At 71.3% G+C, this 21,227-nt stretch carries 20 protein-coding genes; 1 reads left to right on the forward strand and 19 read right to left on the reverse strand.

Going from position 1 to position 21,227, the window contains the following annotated elements:
- Positions 1 to 172: 172 nt before the first annotated feature.
- From JMV16_RS22480 to nhaR, 19 genes are all read right to left on the reverse strand, one after another.
- Positions 173 to 1,282: a TonB family protein gene (locus JMV16_RS22480; RefSeq protein ID WP_236580662.1), complete on the reverse strand. Its 1,110-nt coding sequence runs from the start codon at positions 1,280 to 1,282 to the stop codon at positions 173 to 175.
- Positions 1,282 to 1,776: an ExbD/TolR family protein gene (locus JMV16_RS22485; protein WP_201496561.1), complete on the reverse strand. Its 495-nt coding sequence runs from the start codon at positions 1,774 to 1,776 to the stop codon at positions 1,282 to 1,284. Before JMV16_RS22485 ends, JMV16_RS22480 begins: the two co-directional genes overlap by 1 nt.
- Positions 1,776 to 2,279, reverse strand: a complete 504-nt coding sequence (locus tag JMV16_RS22490; RefSeq protein ID WP_201496562.1) for an ExbD/TolR family protein — start codon at positions 2,277 to 2,279, stop codon at positions 1,776 to 1,778. Before JMV16_RS22490 ends, JMV16_RS22485 begins: the two co-directional genes overlap by 1 nt.
- Positions 2,276 to 2,938, reverse strand: coding sequence for a MotA/TolQ/ExbB proton channel family protein (locus JMV16_RS22495; RefSeq protein ID WP_201496563.1), 663 nt, complete (start codon positions 2,936 to 2,938; stop codon positions 2,276 to 2,278). The genes JMV16_RS22490 and JMV16_RS22495 overlap by 4 nt, the downstream gene beginning before the upstream one ends.
- Before the next feature lie 12 nt (positions 2,939 to 2,950).
- A complete protein-coding gene (locus tag JMV16_RS22500; protein ID WP_236580663.1) occupies positions 2,951 to 3,262 on the reverse strand; it encodes a hypothetical protein in 312 nt (103 codons plus the stop codon).
- Entirely contained in the window at positions 3,259 to 6,519 is a 3,261-nt protein-coding gene (locus tag JMV16_RS22505) for a tetratricopeptide repeat protein (protein WP_201496564.1), read from the reverse strand. Before JMV16_RS22505 ends, JMV16_RS22500 begins: the two co-directional genes overlap by 4 nt.
- Positions 6,516 to 8,411, reverse strand: coding sequence for a hypothetical protein (locus JMV16_RS22510; protein ID WP_201496565.1), 1,896 nt, complete (start codon positions 8,409 to 8,411; stop codon positions 6,516 to 6,518). Before JMV16_RS22510 ends, JMV16_RS22505 begins: the two co-directional genes overlap by 4 nt.
- Positions 8,411 to 9,007 carry an AraC family transcriptional regulator gene (locus JMV16_RS22515; protein ID WP_201496566.1) on the reverse strand — a complete coding sequence of 199 codons (597 nt, stop codon included), beginning with the start codon at positions 9,005 to 9,007 and terminating at the stop codon, positions 8,411 to 8,413. The genes JMV16_RS22510 and JMV16_RS22515 overlap by 1 nt, the downstream gene beginning before the upstream one ends.
- 21 nt (positions 9,008 to 9,028) lie before the next feature.
- Positions 9,029 to 10,159 (reverse strand): DUF3570 domain-containing protein, encoded by a 1,131-nt coding sequence (locus tag JMV16_RS22520; protein WP_236580664.1) that lies wholly within the window; start codon positions 10,157 to 10,159, stop codon positions 9,029 to 9,031.
- Positions 10,146 to 10,373, reverse strand: coding sequence for a DUF4266 domain-containing protein (locus JMV16_RS22525; RefSeq protein WP_201496567.1), 228 nt, complete (start codon positions 10,371 to 10,373; stop codon positions 10,146 to 10,148). Before JMV16_RS22525 ends, JMV16_RS22520 begins: the two co-directional genes overlap by 14 nt.
- 2 nt (positions 10,374 to 10,375) lie before the next feature.
- Entirely contained in the window at positions 10,376 to 10,864 is a 489-nt protein-coding gene (locus JMV16_RS22530; protein WP_201496568.1) for a peroxiredoxin family protein, read from the reverse strand.
- Between the two features lie 8 nt (positions 10,865 to 10,872).
- On the reverse strand, positions 10,873 to 11,538 hold the full coding sequence (locus tag JMV16_RS22535) for an outer membrane beta-barrel domain-containing protein (RefSeq protein ID WP_201496569.1): 666 nt from the start codon (positions 11,536 to 11,538) through the stop codon (positions 10,873 to 10,875).
- Positions 11,539 to 11,549: 11 nt separating this feature from the next.
- Positions 11,550 to 12,299, reverse strand: a complete 750-nt coding sequence (locus JMV16_RS22540; RefSeq protein WP_201496570.1) for an SH3 domain-containing protein — start codon at positions 12,297 to 12,299, stop codon at positions 11,550 to 11,552.
- Positions 12,299 to 12,895 carry a hypothetical protein gene (locus JMV16_RS22545; protein ID WP_201496571.1) on the reverse strand — a complete coding sequence of 199 codons (597 nt, stop codon included), beginning with the start codon at positions 12,893 to 12,895 and terminating at the stop codon, positions 12,299 to 12,301. Before JMV16_RS22545 ends, JMV16_RS22540 begins: the two co-directional genes overlap by 1 nt.
- A gap of 131 nt (positions 12,896 to 13,026) precedes the next feature.
- A complete protein-coding gene (locus tag JMV16_RS22550; protein ID WP_201496572.1) occupies positions 13,027 to 15,996 on the reverse strand; it encodes a hypothetical protein in 2,970 nt (989 codons plus the stop codon).
- 34 nt (positions 15,997 to 16,030) lie between these two features.
- Positions 16,031 to 17,029, reverse strand: coding sequence for an FAD:protein FMN transferase (locus JMV16_RS22555; protein WP_201496573.1), 999 nt, complete (start codon positions 17,027 to 17,029; stop codon positions 16,031 to 16,033).
- A gap of 202 nt (positions 17,030 to 17,231) precedes the next feature.
- Positions 17,232 to 18,071, reverse strand: a complete 840-nt coding sequence (locus JMV16_RS22560) for a LytR/AlgR family response regulator transcription factor (protein ID WP_201496574.1) — start codon at positions 18,069 to 18,071, stop codon at positions 17,232 to 17,234.
- Positions 18,072 to 18,105: 34 nt separating this feature from the next.
- Positions 18,106 to 19,542 carry a sensor histidine kinase gene (locus JMV16_RS22565; RefSeq protein ID WP_201496575.1) on the reverse strand — a complete coding sequence of 479 codons (1,437 nt, stop codon included), beginning with the start codon at positions 19,540 to 19,542 and terminating at the stop codon, positions 18,106 to 18,108.
- A gap of 120 nt (positions 19,543 to 19,662) precedes the next feature.
- The gene (nhaR, locus tag JMV16_RS22570; RefSeq protein WP_201496576.1) at positions 19,663 to 20,559 is read right to left on the reverse strand and encodes a transcriptional activator NhaR; all 897 of its coding nucleotides are present in this window, start codon (positions 20,557 to 20,559) and stop codon (positions 19,663 to 19,665) included.
- 109 nt (positions 20,560 to 20,668) lie between these two features.
- Here nhaR and JMV16_RS22575 point away from each other — a divergent pair, with 109 nt between their 5' ends.
- Positions 20,669 to 21,169 carry an Rrf2 family transcriptional regulator gene (locus JMV16_RS22575; RefSeq protein WP_201496577.1) on the forward strand — a complete coding sequence of 167 codons (501 nt, stop codon included), beginning with the start codon at positions 20,669 to 20,671 and terminating at the stop codon, positions 21,167 to 21,169.
- The last annotated feature ends 58 nt before the right edge of the window (positions 21,170 to 21,227 follow it).

Consider the following 21,227-nt stretch of genomic DNA (forward strand, 5'->3'; position numbering starts at 1 on the left):
CCGGGGCCCGAGGCCGAGTTCGACGCGCGAACGCGGCCCGGGGCAGGCCGGCAAAGCCTGGCCCTGCCGCGCATGAGGCGGATCAAGTCCGTGGCCACGAGCGCCCGCAACCCCCATGACCAAGGGAACCGGGATGCGCAGCGGGCGCCGGGCCTTGCACCCGGCCCAAGGCTCAGGACGGCAGGAAGTCCACCGGCCAGGTGACGACCATCACCTCGACATCCTTGGCGCCGAAATCGAACTGGCGGATGCGCGCGAGCAGCTTCTTTTCCAGTTCGTCAGCCTTGAGCTCGCTCGAGACGATGCGCAGGTCGGCGACCTGGCCACCGGGCGCGATCTTGAGTTCGAGCACCACCTTGCCCTGCAGCGCCGGGTCTTCGCGCAGTGCGCGGTTGTAGAGCGCGTAGATCGCGCCCTTGTTGCGCTCGAAGACGAGCTTGATCTCCTCGATCGAACGGCTGGCACGGCCGCTGCTGCCCTTGTGCAGCGTGCCGCCAGCCGCCGCGCCGGCCCCGGCCTGGGCCGATCCGCCCGCGCCACCGGCGCGCGAGCCGCCGCCGCCACCCGGACCGCCCCCCCCACCACCACCAGCCACGCCCTCGACCAGGGTGGTGGCGCGGCCGGCGAGGCCGCCGCCGCCGGTGTCGCGGCTGTAGCCGGCGGTGTTGATGCCGCCGCTGCCCTTGGTGGCGTTGCTGGTGATCATGGCGCGCACCGGCACGCCGGGCTCGGTGCCGGCGCCCACGCCCGGGCCGGTGGCCGTGCCGACGCCGGGACCGGGTCTGATGTCCTGCTTGAGCTGGACGGCCAGAGGCGCGCCGGTCATCTCGGCCAGCTCATTCTTCAGCGCCAGCAGGCCCACGCCGCTGGCCTTGCGGCGCGCATTGTCCAGCGCCACCTCGCCCGGCGCCTTGCCCGGCTCGGGCTTGCGCGCCTCGGGCACCGGGCGCGGCTTGGCCGCCACCTGCGGCACCGGTTTGTCGGCGGGAGCCTGGGGTTTGGTGGCGCTGTCGACCGGCGCCTCGGCCGGCTTGGGCGGCGGCGGAGGCGGCGTGCGGCGTTCCAGCAGCAGGCGCGCGATGGGCGGCGGCAGCGGCTGGGCCTCGATGCGCTGGGCCTGGCGCAGCGGCACGAAAGGCAGAACGACGCCCAGCAGCAGCACCAGGGCCAGCACGCGGCCGAGGATGCGCTTGAAGCGGCGCTCGTCGTCGGCAATGGCCGACCACGGCAGCGCCGGCACGCGGAAAGAGACGCCCGGATGGGCCATCGCCAGCGCGGCCATCACACGTCCCTCCGCCGCACCGCGAAGAAGACATCGCTGTAGTTGGCGCGGGCGCAGGTCGCCATCAGCTTGCGCAGCAGCCTGTAGGGAATCTCCTTGTCGGCCATGATGGTGATGGCCTGGGCCTCGCTGGCGTTCTCGGCGCGCACCGCCTTGCGCGTGGCCAGCAGGTCGAGCTCGGCCTTGAGCGGCGCGATGAGGTCGTCGGCCTGGGCCAGCGCATCCTTCACCAGCGCGACGCGGCGGCCGTCGACCAGGATCTCTTCGCGGCTCACCACCAGCACCACGCTGTCCTTGGGTGCCTGCTCGGCGCTGGACAGCGGCAGCTTGACGGCGCTGGGGCTCACCAGGGTCTCGACGCCGGCGGCGCTGGAGAGCAGGAAGAAGATGAGGATGGTGAAGACGTCGATCAGCGACACCAGGTTCATGTCCATGGCCGCGCCGCCGCGGGCCTTGCGCGCGGCGCGGCGCTGGATGCCGGTGAGCGCGGCCATCAGCTCTGCGGCGCGCGCACGGGCGCGTCGCCGATGGAGATGGACGGAAACAACTCGGCGCGCACCAGCTTCGTGCCCTGGGCGGTGACGGTGGAACGCATCGCGTCCATCACCTGCACCAGCTCGTCATAGGGCGTGTCGGGCTCGGCCAGCACGCTGGCCTCGGTCTTGTCGGGAAAGCGCTTCTTGATCATCAGCATCAGCGCCGCCAGCGTCTGGTAGGACTTGGCGGGCGCCTCGGCGCTGCGCGGGATGCGTTCGATGAGGCCGCCGATGCGGTCGCCCACCTCGATGGCGTCGCGCCGCACCACCACCTCGAGCTGCAACTCGCCGGCCTTGATCTGCTCGACCGCCGACTGCTGGGCCGGCAGGCGCAGGTCCATCACCGCCAGCCGCGTGAACACCGCGGTCGACAGCAGGAAGGGCACCAGCACCACGATCAGGTTGATGAAGGCCGTGATTTCCAGATGCGCCGGCTCCTTGCGCAGGCGGCGCAGCCTCATGACGGGCGGCTTTCCTTGGCCTTCTCGGCGGCCAGGCGGCCGACCAGGTTGAGGAAGGTGATCTTGGCCGCTTCCAGGCTGTCGACGATCTCGGAGGCGCGCGCCTGCAGGAAGGCGTGGATGAGCAGGAAGGGGATGGCCACCATCAGCGCGAAGGCGGTGTTGTTCATCGCGACAGAGATGCTGGCCGACAGCAGCTCGGCCTTCTCGGCCGGGTTGACCTGCGCCACCGCGGTGAAGCCCTTGATGAGGCCGATGATGGTGCCCAGCAGGCCGACCAGGGTGATGGTGTTGGCGAAGGTGGCGATGTAGTGGGTGCGCTTCTCCAGCCGCGGCACGATCTCCATCATGCCTTCCTCCATCGCGTGGTCGATGTCCTCGCGGCGGCCGGCGCTGCGCATGCGCTCCAGGCCGTTGGCAACGATCTTGCCGATGGCCGAATCGGACCTCTCGACCAGGGCTGCCACCTCCTTGAACTTGCCGCCCTGCAGCAGCGGCAGCACCTCGTCCCAGAGCTTGCGGTTCTGGCTGCGCGCCTTGGAAAGGAAGGCGAAGCGCTCGATGGCGATGGCCAGGCCCACGGCCATCATGGCCAGGCTGGGGTAGAGAAAGGGCCCGCAGTCGACGAAGAACTTGACCACGGTATTGAAGGTATCCATCGAGAAGCTCCGTCAGGGGGCGGGGGTTTTGGGGGGAGGGGCGGATTCGGGCTTGCCGGCCTGACGCGCCTGCAGCTGCAGGCCGTAGTCGACCTGGCGGCGGAAGACCTCGCGGTCGACCGGCGCAAGTGCCTCGTCGAGCACGCTGCGCACCGGGCGGCCCGACAGCTCGCCGGGCAGCGGCTTCTTCCAGGGCACGATGTACAGCACCTTGGGCAGCTCGCGGTTGCCGATGATCTGGGTACGGTCGATATCGGCGCGGTCCTGGGCCGAGGCGGCGGCGCAGGCCAGCATCCCCAGCAGCGCGGCGGGCAGTCGCTTCATTGCGTTTCCTTGGCCGGGGCCGTGGTGTTGGACGCGGTGCTGGCCGCGGCAGCCGATGCGGTATTCGCTGCAGCGCCGGCCGCGGCCACGGGCGGCGCGTCGATGGGCGGCTTGCGCGTCTTCATCTCGGCCAGCCAGCGGGAGAGCGGCTGTGCGTCGGCCGGCGACAGCTCCAGGCACTGCTGGTACAGGGCCCGCGCCGCGGCCGGCTCGCCGAGGTAGAGGTCGAGCAGGATGGCCAGGTTCAGGCGCGGCTCGACGGCAGTCGCGTCCACCGTGATGGCCGCCGCATAGGCCTCGCGCGCCTGCGTCAGGCGCCCGGCCTGGCGCTCCTTGATGGCGATCTGGTTGAGCAGGGGCGCACGCGCCGTGCCCTCGGCGCCGGCCAGCGCGGTCTGCAGCGCGAGCAGGGTCGTGTCCACAGGCGCGGCGCCACGCTCGGCCTTGCCCCAGCGCACCGGCTTCAGCCGGGCCAGCTCGGCCAGGCTTTGCCTCACCGCCTCGTCCCACACACCGGCGGCGATGCGGCCGGCATTGGTCTCAAAAAGCGCGATGGCCTTTTCCTCGAAGGGGAAGGCCTGCTCCTCGAGCATCACGTTGTACTGCTCCAGCTCCAGCTTGGACAGCTTCCTGGGCCGCTGTGAGCCCATCAAGGCCTTGCCGAAATCCTGGTACAGCGCGGCCGTGGCCTGGGTGGCCTGGGTCGTGACCTCGAGCACGCCGGCCTCGGCGGCGGCGGCATAGGCCGCCAGCACCTCGTCCAGCCGGGTCTTCTTGAGCTTGAGCTGCCGGGCCAGCGGCTCGATCAACGCCACCTTGCGGTAGGCCTCCAGCGCCGGCTCGGCCAGCGCCAGCGTGGCCTGGCCGCCGAGCTTGCGCGTGAGCGGCGTGCGCGCCGCGCCGGCCTCGGCATCGGCCGTCTGCACCGCGCGCAGCCAGGCGGTGGCGCGGGCCGGCTGGCCGTCCTGGCGCTGCAGCGCGGCCAGCTGCCAGCGCGCCTGCACCGCCGACTCCAGCGGCTGCGGGTGCTGCTGCAGGTAGCGCTCCCAGGCGCGGATGGCGTTGGCCAGCTGCGGCGAGCGCGGCCCGGCACGCTCGGCCGCCTTCTGGTGCAGCTCGGCCGCCTGCCACAGCGCGCCGCGCGCCAGCTCGGGGTCGGAGGCGGCGCCGGCCACGCGCTCGAACTCGGCCGCGGCCTGCGGCGCGCGGCCCAGCTCCAGGTAGGCCAGGGCCAGCTTGGGCGCCACCTCGGCCTGCAGCGCATGGCCGGGTTGCTCGCGGCGGAAATCTTCCAGCGTGCGCGCCGCGGCCTCCCAGTCCTGCAGGGCGATCAGCGCCGCGGCGGCGTCGACCTGCGCGCTGGCGCGCACCGCGGCTGTGGCGGGCAGGCCGGGCATGGCGATGACGCGCTGGAAATGGCCCACGGCGTCGCGCGGCCGGCCCGCGGCGCGCGCCTCTTCGGCCTGGCGGTAGACGGCCGCGGCCTGGCGCTCGACCAGCGCGCCGCGGGCGGGCGCATCGACCGGTGTCAGCGCCAGCACTTCGGCATAGGCCTGTTCGGCATCGGCGGCCGTGCCTTCCTCGAAGGTCTGGTGGGCGATGACGGTCCAGGCCACGCGGCGCTGCTCGGGCGCCGGCTGCAGCGCCAGCGCCTCGCGGGCGATGGCCTGGGCGCGCTCGCCCTCGCCCAGCGCAAAAAGCTTGTCGGCGGCGTTGGTGAGCACGGCGCCGGCGCGAGCGTCCCTGGGGTAGGCCTTGGCGAAGCGCAGTGAGCTGTCCACGGTCTGGCGCTGCAGCGCACGCCCGTCGGCACCGGCGCCGGCGCCCTTCTCCAGCGCCGCATAGGCCAGCAGCGCGGCATAGCCGGCATCGGGTGCGCGCGCATCCTGGGCCTGGCGGTAGGCAACGAACTCGTACTCGGCCGCGGCCTCGCCGTACTGGCGGCTTTCGAACAGCAGTTCGGCCAGCAGGAAGCGGTTCTTCGCCGCATCGGCATCGTCGCCGAAGGACTTCAGCAGCGCGCGGTACCAGCGCACCGCCTCGGCCACCTCGGCCGGGTTGCGCGTCTGCTGGGCCAGGGCGTGGTGGTGGCTGGCCAGTTCGCCCAGGTGGGTCTTGACCAGGGGCTGGGCGCGCGTCCAGCCGCTGCGGTTGGCGCGGCGGAAATCGCTCTCGGCGCCATAGCGCTCGACGTGGTCCTTCTTGGCCTGCAGCGCCAGCGCCTGGAAGCCGCTGGCCTGGTAGATCTCGATCACGCGCGCCTGCAGCAGCGGTGCCTGGGCATGCAGGGGCTGGCGGCGCACGAAGGCGGCAAAGCTGTCGGCCGCGTCCTTGATGCGCTCCTGCCGGATGTAGAGCTCGCCCAGCTGCTGGTAAACGCGAAACTCGTAGCCGGCACGCTTGTCGCTGTCGATGTAGCGGGGAATCGCATCGGCGCCCTGCAGCGCCGCCAGGCTCAGGCTGACGACGCGGAACGTGTCCTCCACCAGCTCGCGGTCGGCGCGCTTCAGCGCGCGCAGCTTGGACAGGTCGGCCTCCTCGCGCGCCAGCGGCGCCAGGCCGCCGAGCTGGAGGTCGAGCACGCCGAAGAAGGCGCGCAGCCCCTCGTCCAGCCGCCCCTGCTTGAAGCGCGACCAGCCCTGCATGTAGAGCGCACGCTCGCGCAAGGGCGTGACCTGATCGCTGGCCAGCACGCTGGCATAGGCGGCCTCGGCGCGCGGGTAGTCGCGCATCGCGAACAGCAGCTCGCCGCGGCGGAAGTGGGCCTCGTCGGCGTGCAGCGTGCCCGGGTGCTGCTGCACCAGGCGCGACAGCGTGGCGAGCGCCGGTTCGAGCTGGCCGCCTTGCTCTTGCGCGCGGGCCAGCTGGTAGAGCACGCGGTCGGTGCGCGGGTCTTTCGGGTAGGCCTTGAGGAATTCTTCGTAGCGCGCGATGGCGCCGCGGTAGTCGGGCTCGGCGCCGGCGCCTTCGGCGGCCTGGCGGTCGGCGCGGTCCATCTCAAGGTCACCCAGGCGGCGCATGGCCTCGGCGCGCTGCGGCGCCTTGGGTGCCACTTCGAGAAAGCTGCGGTAGGCGGCGATGGTCTGGTCGTCGCTGACCACGAGATCGGGCTCGGCCTCGACCTTGATGCTGCGCGCGGCCAGCGTGGCCAGCGTGGGCTGGTCGTCGCCGGGCAGGCGGCGCGTGCCACCGCAGGCGGCCAGCAGCGCCAGCGCGGCCAAGGCCAGAGGGATGGCGAGGTGGCGGCGCGCGCTCATTTGGCGAACGTCCCGTCGCTGCGCCGCGCCAGCTGGGCGCGGTCGTGGATCTGCGCCATCGCCAGCCGCGCCTGGGCGGCATAGACATCCAGCCTTTGCTGCTGGGCCTCCAACTCGGCCACCACGGCCTCCTGCATCTGGCGGCCGACCTCGGCGTCCAGCGCCGCGATGCGCGGCTGCAGGCCCACCAGGGCTGCCGTCAGCGCCGCGATGCGCGCCGCAAAACGGGCCTGGCGGGCCGGCTCGTCGCGCTGGGCCTGCAGCAGGGCGGCGTCGCGCGCCTGGGCCGCGGCCAGGGTGCGCTCGCTTTCGCGCAGGCCCTTGCGCGCCTGCCAGCTGCGTGCCGGCAGTTCGCGCGCCTGCTGCCAGGCCAGCGCGCCGGTTATGCGACGCAGGCGCTCGGCGGCGGCGCCGGCCTCGGGGTCGTCGCCGGCGCGGCGCAGCGCGGCACGGGCGCTGTCGATGCGCTGCTGCAGCGCCAGTTCACGCGCATCGGCAAAGGCGGCGGCGTGGCCGTGTTCGAGGGCGCGGTCCAGATCCTGTTGCAGCGCAGCCTGGCGCAGCACCAGCGCCGGCAGATCCATGGCGCCGGCAGCGGCGCGCACGCGCGGCAGGCGTTCGGCATAGGCACGGCCGCGCGCCTCCAGCATGTCGGCAAAGCTCACCAGATTGCCCTGCCAGCGTCCCAGGTTGCGCTGCAGGAACTGCAGGTCGCGCAGGTTCTTGTACGACTCCTGGAAGGCATGGCCCGCCAGCAGCGGCGCCAGGTGGCCGCTGTGCGGCAGCTCGGGCAGGCGCTCGACGCCGGCAAAGGCAGCCAGGCCGGACTCGGATTCGCCGGCCTGGCCGCCTGCCATCAGCGCGCGCACCAGGGCGCCACCGCGCACGGCAGCGATGGTCTGGGCCAGCGCCTCGCGTTCGCGCGCAAAGGCGTCAACGGCCTGGCCGTACTTGTCCAGCGCCTGGCCAAAGGCGCCGATCTCGGCCAGCGCATAGGGCACGGCAATCTGGGCCTCCAGCACCGCGGCGTCGGACAGCGGGCGCTGGGCCAGCTCGGTCCAGGGCACGAGGGCCAGGCGGGGGTCGTTCAACTCGGCCGCCGCCCAGCCATAGCCGAGCAGCGCCTTGTTGGACTGGGCCGCGTTCAGGCGCACGCGCTGCAGCGCGGCGCGCGCCTCGCGCGGCTTCTTGTCCTGCAGCGCGGTGAAGCCTAGGGCGACATTGGCGCGGTCGCGCAGGCCGCGCATCTCTTCGTCGGCGCCGGGCGCCTGGCCGACCTCGTCGAGCAGGGCCTGGCCGCCCTCGGCATCGCCGCTCTTGACCAGGGCCACGCCGAGGTTGAAGCGGGCATAGAGGCCGGCGCCGGCACTGCCTTTCAGCGGCTCGAGCAGGGCTGCCGCGCCGGCATAGTCTTCGCGCTGCAGCAGCAACTGGGCCTGCAGCAGCCGGCGTTCTTCTTCCAGCGCAGCGTGCAGCGGCGCCAGGATCAGGGCCAGCGCCGCCTCGGCCTGGTCATTCAAGCCGCGCTGGTGGCGGATGCGGGCCAGGAAGTACCAGGCGCGGTCGCGCACCGACGGTGGCGCCTGGCGCTCGATGAGGCGCGCGAAAACCGCCGAGGCCTCGTCGTGCAGGCCGTAGGACAGCAGCATGCCGCCGCGCAGCACCTCGGCCTCGTCGTCGTGCGGGGCGACGCGGCCGAAGTGCTGCGACACCATGAGGCCGGTGAGGGCCTCGAAATGGCGGCCCTGGTAGAACTGGTAGAGCGTGTCGCCGTAGTGGGGGGCGGCGACGGCGCGCGGCTTCAGGCCATCGGCCACCTGGCCTTGCGCGCCCACGCCGGCGGCGCAGCCGGCCAGCAGCAGCGTCGCAACCAGGCGCGGAAACGGACGCATCACTGCCAGACCTTGACCTCGAATTCCGGCTGCAGCAGCGCCTGCACGTCGCGGATGCGCAGCTCGATGTAGCGCGGCTCGCTGCCTTTCTCGAATTCCAGCGTGGCGCCGCGCTTGTAGTCGCGCACATGGGGGCCGCGGCCGGTGAAAAAGGCGGTGATGGCGTGCTTGCCGCCGCGCAGATTGCCCACGTACAGGCGCTGCATGCCGCCGCGGTGCAGGGCCTGGACCTCGGCGGCTGTATAGAGATAGCTGCTGACGAGCTTGTCGTCCAGCCTCAGCTGCACCGATTCCAGCTCGAACAGCTTGCCCACGTCCATCGAGACGAAGACTGCCACCTGGGTGTTGGCGGGGAAGAGCAGTTCTTCTTCCAGCACCAGCAGGTCGCGGTTCAGGCGCATCACCTCGGCCTTGATGTCCTGCACCCGGGTGTCGAGCGAGGCCGGCGCGGCCGTGGGCGTGGCGGTGGCTGTCGCGGTGAGCGCCGCGGTGTCCGGTGCGGTATTGGGCACGGCATCGGCGGCCCAGGCAGCACCGGCCGCGGCCAGGGCCAGGGCAGCGAGCAGCCGCATGAAAGGCAGGCGGGGGGGGGCCATCATCGAGTCCTCATCAATCGATCAGAAGCTGCCCGAGGCCAGCAGCTGCAGCACCTGGGCGTTGTGGCGGTAGGGCTGGCCGGTGCGCGGGTCGGTGAAATCGCTGAAGGCAAAGCGCTTCAACTCCCAGGAGGCGCTGAGCTTCCACTCGGCGCCCAGCACAGGGCCCGGCCACTGGTAGCTCAGGCGCGCGGCGAAGGCGGTGCTGCTGAAGGCGCCGAGTTGGCGGTTGCGCGTGACGTAGACGGTCTCGCTGCCGGCGTCGTCGCTGTAGAAGAGCGCCCGGCCCTGCTTGTACAGGCGCAGTGTGGTGTCGAGCAGGAAGCGCTCGCCCAGGTAGCGCGAGAAGCCGAACTCGGTGGTATGGGCGCGGACGTCCCAGGTGTCCCAGTAGTAGCGGTATTCGGCGCGCACCGAGCTGCGCGCGAGCCACTCGCCGGTGTCGCCGATGACGCGCAGCTTGACGGCGCGGCCGGTGCGCGTGCGCGGTACGCGCTCATGTACGGCGGCGCCGAAGACGCGCGCCACGCGGTAGGGGCTGCCGAGGTAGCCGCTGTCGGCGATGACCTCGCCATTGACGCTGGCCAACCAGCGCGGGCTGAGGATCTGGGTCAGGCCGGCGCGGTACTGCCAGTGGGTGGCGCGGTCTATCCAGCCGGCCACGTCCTTCTGGCCGACCTTGTCGCTGCCGCGCGTGAAGCCCATGCTCACCGTGCTCATGCCGCCGAAGACCTCGTGCGCCGCGTCAAAGCCCAGGCTGTCGGCCTGGTAGTCGGGCTCGCGGCTGCGCGACATCGCCAGGCCCAGCGTGGTGTCGCGCACCACGGTGTCCAGGCCCAGGTCCCAGGCGGTGCGTGTCTCCTTGTAGGGGCTGGCGGTGGTGACGACGTCGATGGAGGCATTGCTCACCGCGTCGACGTAGTACTGGGCGCTGGCCGAGACGCGGTCGGCCAGGCTCTTGCGCACCAGCAGCGCCGGCCCGCTGGCCTTGACGCCGCCGCCGTCGTAGCGGTGATACAGGATTTCTGCCTTGTCCTCGGGCAGGGTGGCGGCGTGCGTGGCAGCACTGCCCGCCAGCAGGCTGCCGAGCGCAGCCTTGGCCAGGCGCAGCATGCGCGCGGCCAGCCGGCGCAGCGCATCAGTTACATCCACAGCCGCCTCCCTGCACGCCGGTGGCGCCGCGTGCGCCTTCGCGCACGTTGTGGATGTGCTCGCGGTGCTTGTCGGCCAGCGGGCTGCGCGAGAACTGCATGATGGGATCGGCCAGGCGCTCGCGCTCGTAAGGCTTGACCCAGGGTTCGGGCAGGGCACAGCCGGCACCCAGGGCGGCGACGGCCAGCAGCGACGACAAGAACAGCGGCCTCATCGTCATTCCTTCACCAGCTCGCGAATCTGCCGTTCGTAGGCCTCTTCGGCGCCCTCGCGGTAACCGCGGTGCAGGTAGCGCACGCGGCCGTCCCGGTCTATCAGCACGGTGGCCGGCATGCTGCCCAGGTCGTACTGCCGGGTGACGGTCTTCTCGGCGTCGAGCAGCACCGGAAACTTCACGCCCCAACGCGTGGCGGTGGCCGTGCCCAGGCGGGCATCGTCGTCGATGTTGACGCCCAACATCAGGAAGCCGGCGCTGCGGTACTTGTCGTACAGGCGGTTGAGCTGGGGCATTTCCTGGCGGCAGGGGCCGCACCAGCTGGCCCAGAAGTTGACCAGCACGACCTGGCCGCGCTGTTCGGCCAGGCGCAGGTTGCGGCCGTCGGCGCCGCGCAGCGTGAAATCGGGCGCCGGCGCCTGCAGCGTGACGGCGGCGCTGGCGCCGGCCGCGGCCAGGCCCAGCAGAATGGTCAACAGCAGCTGTCGCATGGCCGTGCTCAGAAGAAGACGGTGAGGCCGAGCGTCAGCTCGGGGTTCTGGGTGCGCTGGTTGCGGCCCAGCAGATCCAGCGTGTAGAAATGGTCGCGCACATCGGCCTGCACCGCGAAGTGGTCGTTGACCATCAGCCGCAGGCCGAAGCCGAGATGGAAGCTCTGGCGCTTGAGGCCGGCGAAATTGGTGCTGCCTATGCCGCCGATCAGATAGCCCTGGGTCGCACGCGCGCCGAAGCGGCCGAGGAAGACCTCGCCCGGCAGCAGGTTCCAGCCTGCCGACAGGCCCAGGTAGCTCAACGCCTCGTTGCGGTTGACGAAGATGCCGCCGGGCAGCACCTGGCGGAAGTTCTCGTCGCTGATGCGGCTGCGGCCGTAGGTGACATCGACGAAATAGTCCTCGGTGATGTGGTACGCCAGGCGCAGGCCGGCGACGCGGCTGCTGCCGAAGTTCTCGGTCGCATAGGTGCCCACGTAGAGGCCCACGCCGAAATCGCTGGAGGCATAGCGCGGCCGCTTGACCTGGCGGCGCTCGACCTGGGGCACGATGACTTGTTCGGTGGCCGTGGTGTTGGTGGTGGCGCCGGCCGGGCGCGCGTCCTGGGCCTGTACGGACGCTGCGGCCAGGGCCAAAGCGGCCAGGGCGACGGGGATCAAAGGGTTGGACAGCATGGCAGGCCGGGCTAGAAGAAGAAGGCGAGGCCGGCGCTGACCGAGCGGAACTCGGTGCTGCGGGCGTCGGAGACGAAGGCGGTGTAAAGCGTGCTGTCCAGCCGCGCCACGAAGCGCTGGCCGATGTGCCAGCGCAAGCCCAGCGTGGCGTGGGCGAGGCGGGCGTCGGTGGGCGTGGCGTCCACCAGGCTGGCATTGGGCAGGTTCTTGAACTGGCCCAGGCCGAGCGCGATGAAGGGCGAGAGGCGGCGGTCCGACCAGGGCTCGGAAGTCAGGCTCAGGCGCCAGAGTTCGGTGGACGAGAAGCGGCCCTGCACCTGGGCGATGCCCAGCTCCACCCCCAGGGTGTCGGCCAGCCGCGCCTGCACCCAGGCGCCCAGCAGGGGATCGGACTGGAAGCGGCCCCAGGCGGCGCCGTATTCGAGCCGGCGCGCCAGGTAGTCGTCGACGCGCAGCCCCGCCAGCGGCTTGGCCTCGCCGGCCTCGGTGAGCGTGGTCGCTAGCTGGGTGCGCGGCACCCAGCCCACCTTGCCGCCCTCGTCGCGCACGCGAAACCAGTCGGTGTGGCGCAACTCCACCGTGATCCACTGCCGCCGCTCGACGACGTGGAAGACCGGGTAGCCGCGGCCGGGGCCGGTGTGCAACTCGAGAAAGGGCCCGGCCACCTGCAGGCGCTCGGCGGCCTCGGGCTCGGCCGCCTGGGCGGTGCCCAAGGTCAGGAGCAGCAGCGCCAGGCGCAGCCATTGCAGCAGCGGCCCCATCAGTCGGTGTTGCAGGCGCCGCTGGCCGCGTCGGCCGGCGTGAACATGCTGTTGGCGGCGCTGCTGAATTCGTCCTGGCCCGTGGGCATGGGGCGGCTGATCCAGTAGCGCAGCAGCTTGGCGCCGGCGTCCTCGGGCGTCTCGAAGACCAGGCCACCGCCGTGCAGCACGTCGCGCACCAAGGGCTTGTTGAGCAAACGGCTTTGCAGCGGGCTGCCCACCACGGTCTCGCCCAGGGACGAGTAGTAGTTCTTGTACATGTCGGTGTCACGCAGGGCGGCCGCGCCCAGTGCCGGGTCGACCGCCGCCGCACCGCCGCGCAGGCGCAGCGCACCGCCGGTGCCGGCCGTGTTGTCGTGGCAGCCCGAAGAGGCACAGGTATTGGTGGTGACGCTGCCGTTGATGACGACGCGCAGGGGCTGCTCGAGCACGGGGGTGACGCAACGCATGAAGTAGACGAAGGACAGTTTCTGGCCGCCGGTGGCGGCCGGATTGTCGACGCTCTTCGGGTTGTCGAAGGGGCTGCTGCCGCCGCCGCAGCCGGGCAGCAGGGCGAGCAGGAAAGGCAGGCAGATCGAGAATTTGAACAACTTCATCGTACCGATCAGAAGGCGTGCAGGAACCGTCGCGAGCGGCCCGAGCTTGGTTCGAGCAACGCAGCCGTACACCCGTACGGCGAGTAGCACAGGACCGAGATCGGGTCGCGCAGCAGGTTCATGCGCGCCTTCTAGGGCCTGCAGCCGCTGGCGATCCATGCGGCAATGGTGTTGTAACCGGAGCTGGCGGGCGGGAGTATCGCCGTGGTCTGGGCGAGCGCGCCAGCCGGGTGGGGCACGGTGGAAGGCTTGCTGAGCAGCGCATTGGCGCTGGCGTCGCAGACGTTCGTCACCAGCGTCAGCGTGACGTTGTAGTCGCCGCCGGCGCTGCCGGTCAGCACGAAACGGTTGCGCGCCGTGCCGGCAGCAGGCGCGTGGCAGCCGGCGCATTGCGCGCGCAGCACCGGCAGCACCTGGGCCGCGAACACGGTCTGGCTCAGGCCGCTGACGCTGCGCACGCCGCTGCCAGCGTCGAAGGGGTCGTTGAAATACTGGCCGCCCAGGTCCATCCACTCGGCCACCAGGCGCTTCTCGGCAGGCGTCAGCAGGCTGGGGTGGTCGGGCGCGGTGGCCGGCGGGCTGGGGTGGGCGGTGCGCGCGTCGGCGCCGGCCAGCAGGGTCTGGCCCCACAGGATTTCACCGAGGCGGCTCTTGCGCGCCTGGCCGGCGCCACCAGCAGCGCCGGAGCTGGTCTCGACCAGCGGCGGACCCAGCACCAGCTCGGGCACGCCCTCGCGCAGGCGCACCCGCGGCGCGCCGTTGGCATCGAACTGCGGGTCGCCCAGCATCAGCTCCTCGTAGGAGACGAGGCGCCCGCTGCCGCCGACCAGGGCGCGCAGGTCCAGCCGGGCGCGGTCGGCGTGGCAGCCCGTGCAGGTGAGCGCGCCGGCCGTGCCGCGGCTCTTGGTCCACAGCGGCTGGATGTGGTCGGGGTAGTTGATGACGCCGTTCACCGGCGCCGGCGTCGTGAGGTCGTCGGCCGGCCGCGGGTTGCCCACGTAGCGCAGGCTGATGGCCGGCCGCGCCGCCACGCCGGCCTGGGCGGTGTCGGCCCAGATGTCCTCGTAGACCGGGTCGGCCGCGAGATTGAGTGCCACGGGGTCGAGCCGCGTGCGCAGCGAGGCCAGGGTCTCGCCGCTCAGGTGCTGCGCCGCCAGCGCCTGCTTGAGGCCGGCCGGCAGCGCGTTGACCACGGCGCCGGAATTGAGCGCCGCGCCACGCCGCGGGCTGTGGCAGCCGTCGCAGGTGCGGCGCTCGCCCGGCCGCACCTGGATCCAGTTGGTGTGGGTCTGCAGCGCGCGGCCCTGGCTGTCGACGATGGACAGCGCCAGCGGCACATCGGCCGGCACCTGCAGCTTGAAGGAGCCGTCGGGTTCGACCGGCGCGTAGCCGACGATCTGCTGCTGCTCGAAATCGGTCTCGCCGATGGCGCGCCGCAGGCCGGTGGACCCGCTGGGCGGCGGCACGCCGCGGATGGCGCGCACGAAGCGCGCCGGCGCACAGAGATAGGCCGGGTCGGCCGGGTTCTTGATGCGAGCCAGGTCGGCCACCGAGGCCCGCGTGTCGGCGGCGTCCAGAGGCCGCGTCTGCGCGATGCCCACGCCGCAGCCGACGCGGTCGGCATCGGTCAGCACCGCCTCGGCCATGCGCTGCAGGCCGTCGGTGTCGTAGACGCTGCGCACCTCGATCAGCGCCAGGTCGCGCGCCGCGAGGTCGGTGTCCACGGTGGTCGGCTCGACCACATTGGGCTCGGGCCGTGGCTGCAGCGCGATGGGGTCGGTGTACATGAAGCCCGGCGGCGGCGCGGCCACGATGAGCCAGGTCTGCTTCAGCTTGCTCGGATCGAACATCCAGATCGCGTAGGCGGCCGGGGCGTTGTCACGCACGCTGTCGGCGGCCACCGCCTCGACGGTGCGCTCGCCGTCCTGCATGCGCGCCAGTTCCTCGGGCGTCAGCGTGGTGCAGTTGACGACCACGCCGCCCCGCGTCACCTCGCAGGGCCGCCAGGCGACGAGGATGCGGTCGCTGCCGTCCCACAGCGGGTAGGGCGTGGTGGCGCGGCCGGCGGCCGAGAGGCCGCGCTCGCTGTTCATCGTGCGTTCGGTCGGCTCGGCCTGGCCGCCCCGTTCCGGCACCGTGCTGCTGGCCGGGGTGTTGAATTCGGAATAGCGTGCCGCGTCGATCATCTGCAGCGAGCCGCCTTCCTGGGTGCGCGACAACGGCATCAGCGACGAGACCACCTGGCCGGCGTAGGCGCCGCGTGGGTCCATGTCGCGCGGGTGCAGGTAGCTGTTGCCGGGGCTGTGGGCGCCGTAGAGCACGAAGAGGTCGGTGCCGTCGGGCTTGGCGCGGAAGATGGCGAAGCGGTTGCGGTCGGCCACATGCTCCCAGCGCGCGAACATGATGTCGCCGTTGGGGCGGATGACCGGGTTGCGCTCGTGGCTCTGGTTGAAGCTGATCTGGCGGATGTCGGTGCCGGTGGCCGTCATCGTGTGCAGGTTGAGCACGCGCTCGCGCTCGTACTCGTCGGTGGCGTAGTAGCTGTGGCCCAGGGCCTGGTTGAGGTGCGACTTGGCCTGGCGGTTGGACGCGAACACGATGCCGCGGCCGGCCGGCAGGTAGACCGGATCGACATCGTCGTCGGCGGCGCTGCCGGTGAGGCGGCGGAAGCTGCCTTCGCGCAGGCCGCCCACGCTCATGTCGTATTCCCAGATGTTCCAGCGCCCGGTGCAGGCCGGCGCATCGCCCGCCGGCGTGGCCACCGTGGCGGCATTGCTGGCCGGGCAGCGCAGCGCGAAGACGATCTTCTTGCCGTCGTAGGACACCTCGGGGTCACTGGCGTCGCCCTGGCCCTGGGTGAAGCGCTCGGTGAGATTGAACTCGGGCGCGCTGGCGCTGCTCTTCTCGCGCAGCATCAGGTCGCCGCCGGGTGCGCTGTCGGTGCCGTCGGTCGGATTGATGGTCACCGCCGTGCTGCGCTTGACGTAGGCGATGGGCACGTCACCGTTGACGATGGCGTCGCCGCCGCCGCTGCAGGCGGCCAGCGCCAGCAGGATCGCGGCAAGGCCGCTCGCTGCCAGGAGCGAGAGTCGGGACTTCATGGCTTGCTCCTGGGGAGGACGGGGGTGGGGTCGCTCAGGGGGCGGCCGTCTGCACGCCGTGCAGAAGGCCGGAGGACACGTGCATCGCGCCGGCGGCGTCCACCACCACGGCATCAATGTCGGTCAGCGTCTCCACCAGCGCCAGGCCGCGCTCGGCGCCCAGCACGAAGACCGTCTTGGACAGCGCCTCGCTGGTAAGGCCGTCGGGGGCCAGGATGGTGACGCTGTGTACGCCCCGTGGCGAACGGCCGCTGGCGGGGTCGATGAGGTGGTGGTGGCGCTCGCCGGCTTCCTCGAAGTAGCGCTCGTAGTCGCCCGAGGTGGAAATCGACACGTCTTCCAGCGGCAGCACGGCCACCGTCTCGCCGGCGCGGCGCGGGTCGCGGATAGCCACGCTCCAGGGGCGGCCGCGGCGGTCACCGATGACGCGGCTGTCGCCGCCGGCACTGACCATGGCGTGCTCGATGCCGCGCTGGCGCAGCAGCCTCGTCGCGCGGTCGACCGCATGGCCCTTGGCGAAGCCGCCAAGGTCGATGCACATGCCGGGGCGGGCGAAGCGCAGCGTGTGCTCGCGCGTGTCCAGCTCCAGGTGCTGCCAGCCGACGCATTCGCGCGCAGCCTGCAGCGCGGGCTCAGTGGGGCGCACGCGGCGGCGGTAGTCGTAGAGGCGCCCCACCGCGGCATAGCTGATGTCGAAGGCGCCGTTCGACAGGCGGCTGAAGCCCAGCGCGCGCTCGACCAGACCGAACATCTCAGCCGACAGCGGCACCGGGCCCAGGGCCGCCTCACGGTTGATGCGCGACAGCTCCGAGGTGGTCTTGTGGGGGCTCATCGCGCGGTCGATGCGGTGCATCTCGTCCATCACCGCGGCGATGGCGGCAGCCCCTTCCTGGGCGTCTTCGGCCCACAGCTCCACCGCGATGGCCGTGCCCATGATGGCCTCCTCGCGCTTGAGCCAGCCGGCGGCGGCGCGCGGCGCGCGGCGCACGAAATCGAAGCGGAACTGTCCGGGGGCGGTGGTGGCAAACAGCATGGTGGTGCGCCGGTGGTGCGGCGTTCTGGGTAGCGGGTGGTGCGCAGCGCTTTGATCCAGCGCAAGCCTGTTATCGGATGCCGTGGAAGGTAACTGTTGCACGGCGACCGCGCAGTGACGGCTGGTGCCGACCTGCGTGCAGTTGCGTCAGATGTAAGCCCTTGCGCGGCGCCATGCCCGACACACGCGCGTCACACGCCCGTCACATGCCTTTGAACAGGCCGGTGTAGCTGCGGCTGACCTCGAGCTTCTCGGCGTGACCCTTGACGGCGACGATCTGGCGCCCGCGGAAGTCGCGCGTCACGCCGGCAATCGCCTTCACCGCCACCAGGGTGCTGCGGTGGATCTGCCAGAACAGGCGCGGGTCGAGCTCGTCGACCAGCTCCTTGATGGGCTTGCGGATCAGCGCCTCGACCTGGGCCGTCTGCACCCGCGTGTACTTCTCGTCGCTGATGAAGAAGAGCACCTCGTCGACCGGAATCATCTGGATCGCCTGGCCCACGGTGGCCTGTATCCATTCCAGGTAGCGCGGCGCGCCGCCCGGGTTGATGCGCGCAGCCAGCTGGTGCAGCAGCTGCTGCAGCGGGGGGCCTGCCTCGCCATCGGCGGCCTCGGCACCGCCCTGGCGCGCCGCCAGGCGTTTGCGGATGCGCTCCACCGTGAGCTGCAGGCGTTCACGCTCTGCGGGCTTGAGCACATAGTCGGCCACGCCCTGCTCGAAGGCCTCGACCGCGTACTGGTCGTAGGCGGTGATGAAGACGATCTCGGGCAACCACTCTTCGTCGCCGCCCTCGCGCGGGGGCAGCTGGGCGATCTGGCGCGCCGCGTCGACCCCGCTCAAGCCCGGCATGCGGATGTCGAGGAAGACGATGTCGGGCCGCTGCTCATCGGCCATCTGCACTGCCTCGAGGCCGTTGCGCGCCTCGGCAACGATTTGCAGCTCGGGCCAGACCTCGGCCAGGCGGGCGCGCAGTTGTTCGCGCATCAGGCGCTCGTCGTCGGCCAGCAGGGCGCGCGGTGCGGCTTGGGTGGGGTCGTTCATGCGCCCATCCTAGCCGCGCCTGCCACAACCGCGATCAGGCGAAGGCGCCTTCAATGCTCTTGTAGGGCACGGTGATGGTGACGACGGTGCCGCTGGGCTGGTTCTCGGCCACCGTGAGCGCGGCCTTGGGGCCGTAGAGCAGCTGCAGGCGCTCGCGGATATTGGCCAGGCCGACGCCGGTGCCGGCGGTGGCCGCCTTGCCGAAGCCGAGGCCCGTGTCGGCCACCGTCATCTGCAGCCGGCCGTGCACGATTTCGGCCGCCACGCGCAGGCTGCCGCCCTCGGGCTTGGGTTCGAGGCCGTGCTTGATGGCGTTCTCGACCAGGGTCTGGATCATCATGGGCGGGAACTCGGCCGAGAGCAGGCCGTCGGGCACGGCAACTTCGGTGACGAGGCGCTCTTCCATGCGCACCTTGAGGATCTCCAGATAGGGCCGGATCACCGCGATCTCGCGCCCGAGGTCGCGCACACCGCCGCCGCTGCCGCCAGCGGCCTCGCGCATGGTGGGCATGCTGGCACGCAGCAGCGCGATCAGGTTCTTCTGCATCTCGCTGGCGCGCTTGGGGTCGGTCTCGATCAGGTGGTCGATGCTGGCCAGGGTGTTGAACAGGAAGTGCGGCTCGACCTGGGCCTGCATCGCCGCCATGCGCGCTTCCACCACCTGGCGCCGCAGCGATTCGGCCTCGGCCGTCTCGGTGGCCTGGGCCGCCTTCACCTCGGCCTGCTTCTGGCCCTTGTAGGTGTACTTGATGATGGCCGAGGCCAGGATCCACAGCGTGGTGAACTGCATCATGAAGTCGCCGATGCCGATGCGCGTGGTGCGCTTGGTCTTGCCGGGCCTGGCCTGGACGCGGCTCAGCTCCTCGATCGCCGCCTCGGCATCGCGGCGCGCCTCGGCGGCGTCGCGCGCTGCCTCCTCGGCGTCGCGCCGGGCCTCGCGTATCGATTCCTCGATCTGGCGCCGCGCCTCGGCCACGGCCTCGCGCACCGAGTCGGCGGCCACGCCCGGCGGCAGCGTGATGTGGACGCCGGCGGCCGAGGCGGCGCTGTCTGCGGCGCTGGCGGCACGCCGCGCCTGCTCGGCCGCGGCCTCGGCCGCCGAGGCCGCCTGCGCTGGCGTCGACTCCCGCCCGACGATGCGGATGCCGTCCTTGCCGATGTTGATCTCGACGCCGCCACCGCCGGCGCCCGATGGGGCTTCGATGCGTATCGGTGCTTTCGGCGGCTTGGGCGGCGGCGGCGGCAGACCGCTGCGCGCCGGCTGGTTCTCGATCTGCTCGGTGATGGTCCAGGTGAAGGGCGGCAGGTCGTGCAGGATGCCCATCACGATGAGCAGCGCCAGCGCCAGCACGATGAAGCGCTTCCAGCTGATGCCCACCAGCCAGTTGGCATAGGCGTGGAAGGCGCGCAGGGCGCCGCTGGCGTAGCGCTGCCAGCGCGAACCGGAGGTTGGAGGAGTGGCGGCTGTCATGGGCGGCCTGGCGGGGCGGAATGCATACGGTGGACTGTACGCAGCCGCGGCGGCGCCGCCAGCGCCGCGCGATGCGTTGCGCGCACCGCGCGACGGCCTGCCAAGACGCCGGACAGGCCGTCAGCCGAAGAGTTCGCCGCGCGCCGACTGCGTGATCGCGACGACGCAGGGATGGGTGATGCGGCGCTCGACCGAGATGGCGTAGAAGCGGTCGACCAGCTCGTCGCTGCGGCCCAGGACCTGCACGCCGTATTGCGCCACGGTCTCGGCCTCCACCACCGTGGGCGAGATGAAAACGCCACGGCCCTCGCGGCCGAAGGCCTTCATCAGCGCGCCGTCATCGAACTCGCCCACGATGCGCGGCTGCAGGCGGTGGCGCATCAGCCAGGCCTCGACCTGGGGCCGCATCGACGAGGTGGCGCCCGGCATCAGCATGGGTGCGCCGTCCAGGCAGGCGGGGAAGTCGCCGAGCAGCGAGCGGCACAGGGCGGGGGCGCCGAAGACCGTCATCGTCGAACGCCCGAGCTCGTGGTTGAAGGCCTTGATGCTGAAGCGCGGCGTCAACGGCTCGTCGGCGATGACGAGGTCGACCCGGTGCAGCGCCAGCTGCGCCAGCAGGTTGTCGAAAGTGCCCTCGATGCAGATCAGCCGCACCGACTCGGCCACGCCCAGCGCAGGCTCCAGCAGGCGGTAGGCCACCGACTTGGGCACCGCGTCCTCAAGGCCGACGCGGAACTCCAGCGTCTGTTGTGCGCCGCTGCGCGCGGCGCTCATCGCCGCCTCGAGCTCGCCGCCGAGGGCGAAGATCTCGTCGGCATAGCGCAGGGCAACGCGGCCGTCGGCGGTGAGCTCGAGGTTGCGACCGCTGCGCTTGAACAGGCGCCGGCCCAGGCGCTGTTCGAGCAGCTTGATCTGGCCCGAAAGCGTCTGCGGCGTGGTGTGCAACTGCTCACCGGCGCGCACCACCCCGCCAGCCCGAGCTGCCACCCAGAAATAGTAGAGGTGCTTGAAGTTCACGTTGCGGTTTATGCGATATGACTTCGTTCAAATTTCGAATTTACGCGAATCGGCAAAGGCCCTAGATTTCTCGCTGTTTTTCGCTTCGAAGTATCCAGGGAGCCTCGCCATGCGCATGAGTACCAAGGGCCGGTATGCCGTCAACGCCCTCATCGATCTCGCCCTGCGCGAGCCAGCCGGACCGGTGGCGCTCGCGTCCATCGCCCAGCGCCAGCAGATTTCGCTGTCCTATCTCGAACAGCTTTTCAGCGCGCTGCGCCGCGACGGCGTGGTCGAGAGCACGCGCGGGCCGGGCGGCGGCTACACCCTGGGTCGGCCCGCCGACCAGATCAACATCGGCCAGGTCGTGCGCGCCGTTGACGACCCCATGCAGGAAGCGCCTCAGGAGACCCCCGACCCCAGCGCCGCGCTCTGGCGGCGCATGCAGCTGGTGATGCTGGACCACATGTCCACCATCCTGCTGGCCGAACTGGTGCAGGAGCAGATAGCCCAGGGCGCCACCCCGGCCACGCCACCGCCTGCACCCTCGGCCCGGCGCCCGGCAACCAAGCGCCTGCGCGTGATGGCACCAAACTCGGTCTTCGCCCTCGGGCGCGATTTCGCCGCCTGAACCCGCGCCGCATCCCCGGGCCTTGCGCCCAGGGCTCAAGAGGCAATGCCAAGGGCCC

Source organism: Rubrivivax sp. A210 (assembly GCF_904426505.1).
Lineage (GTDB): Bacteria > Pseudomonadota > Gammaproteobacteria > Burkholderiales > Burkholderiaceae_C > Rubrivivax.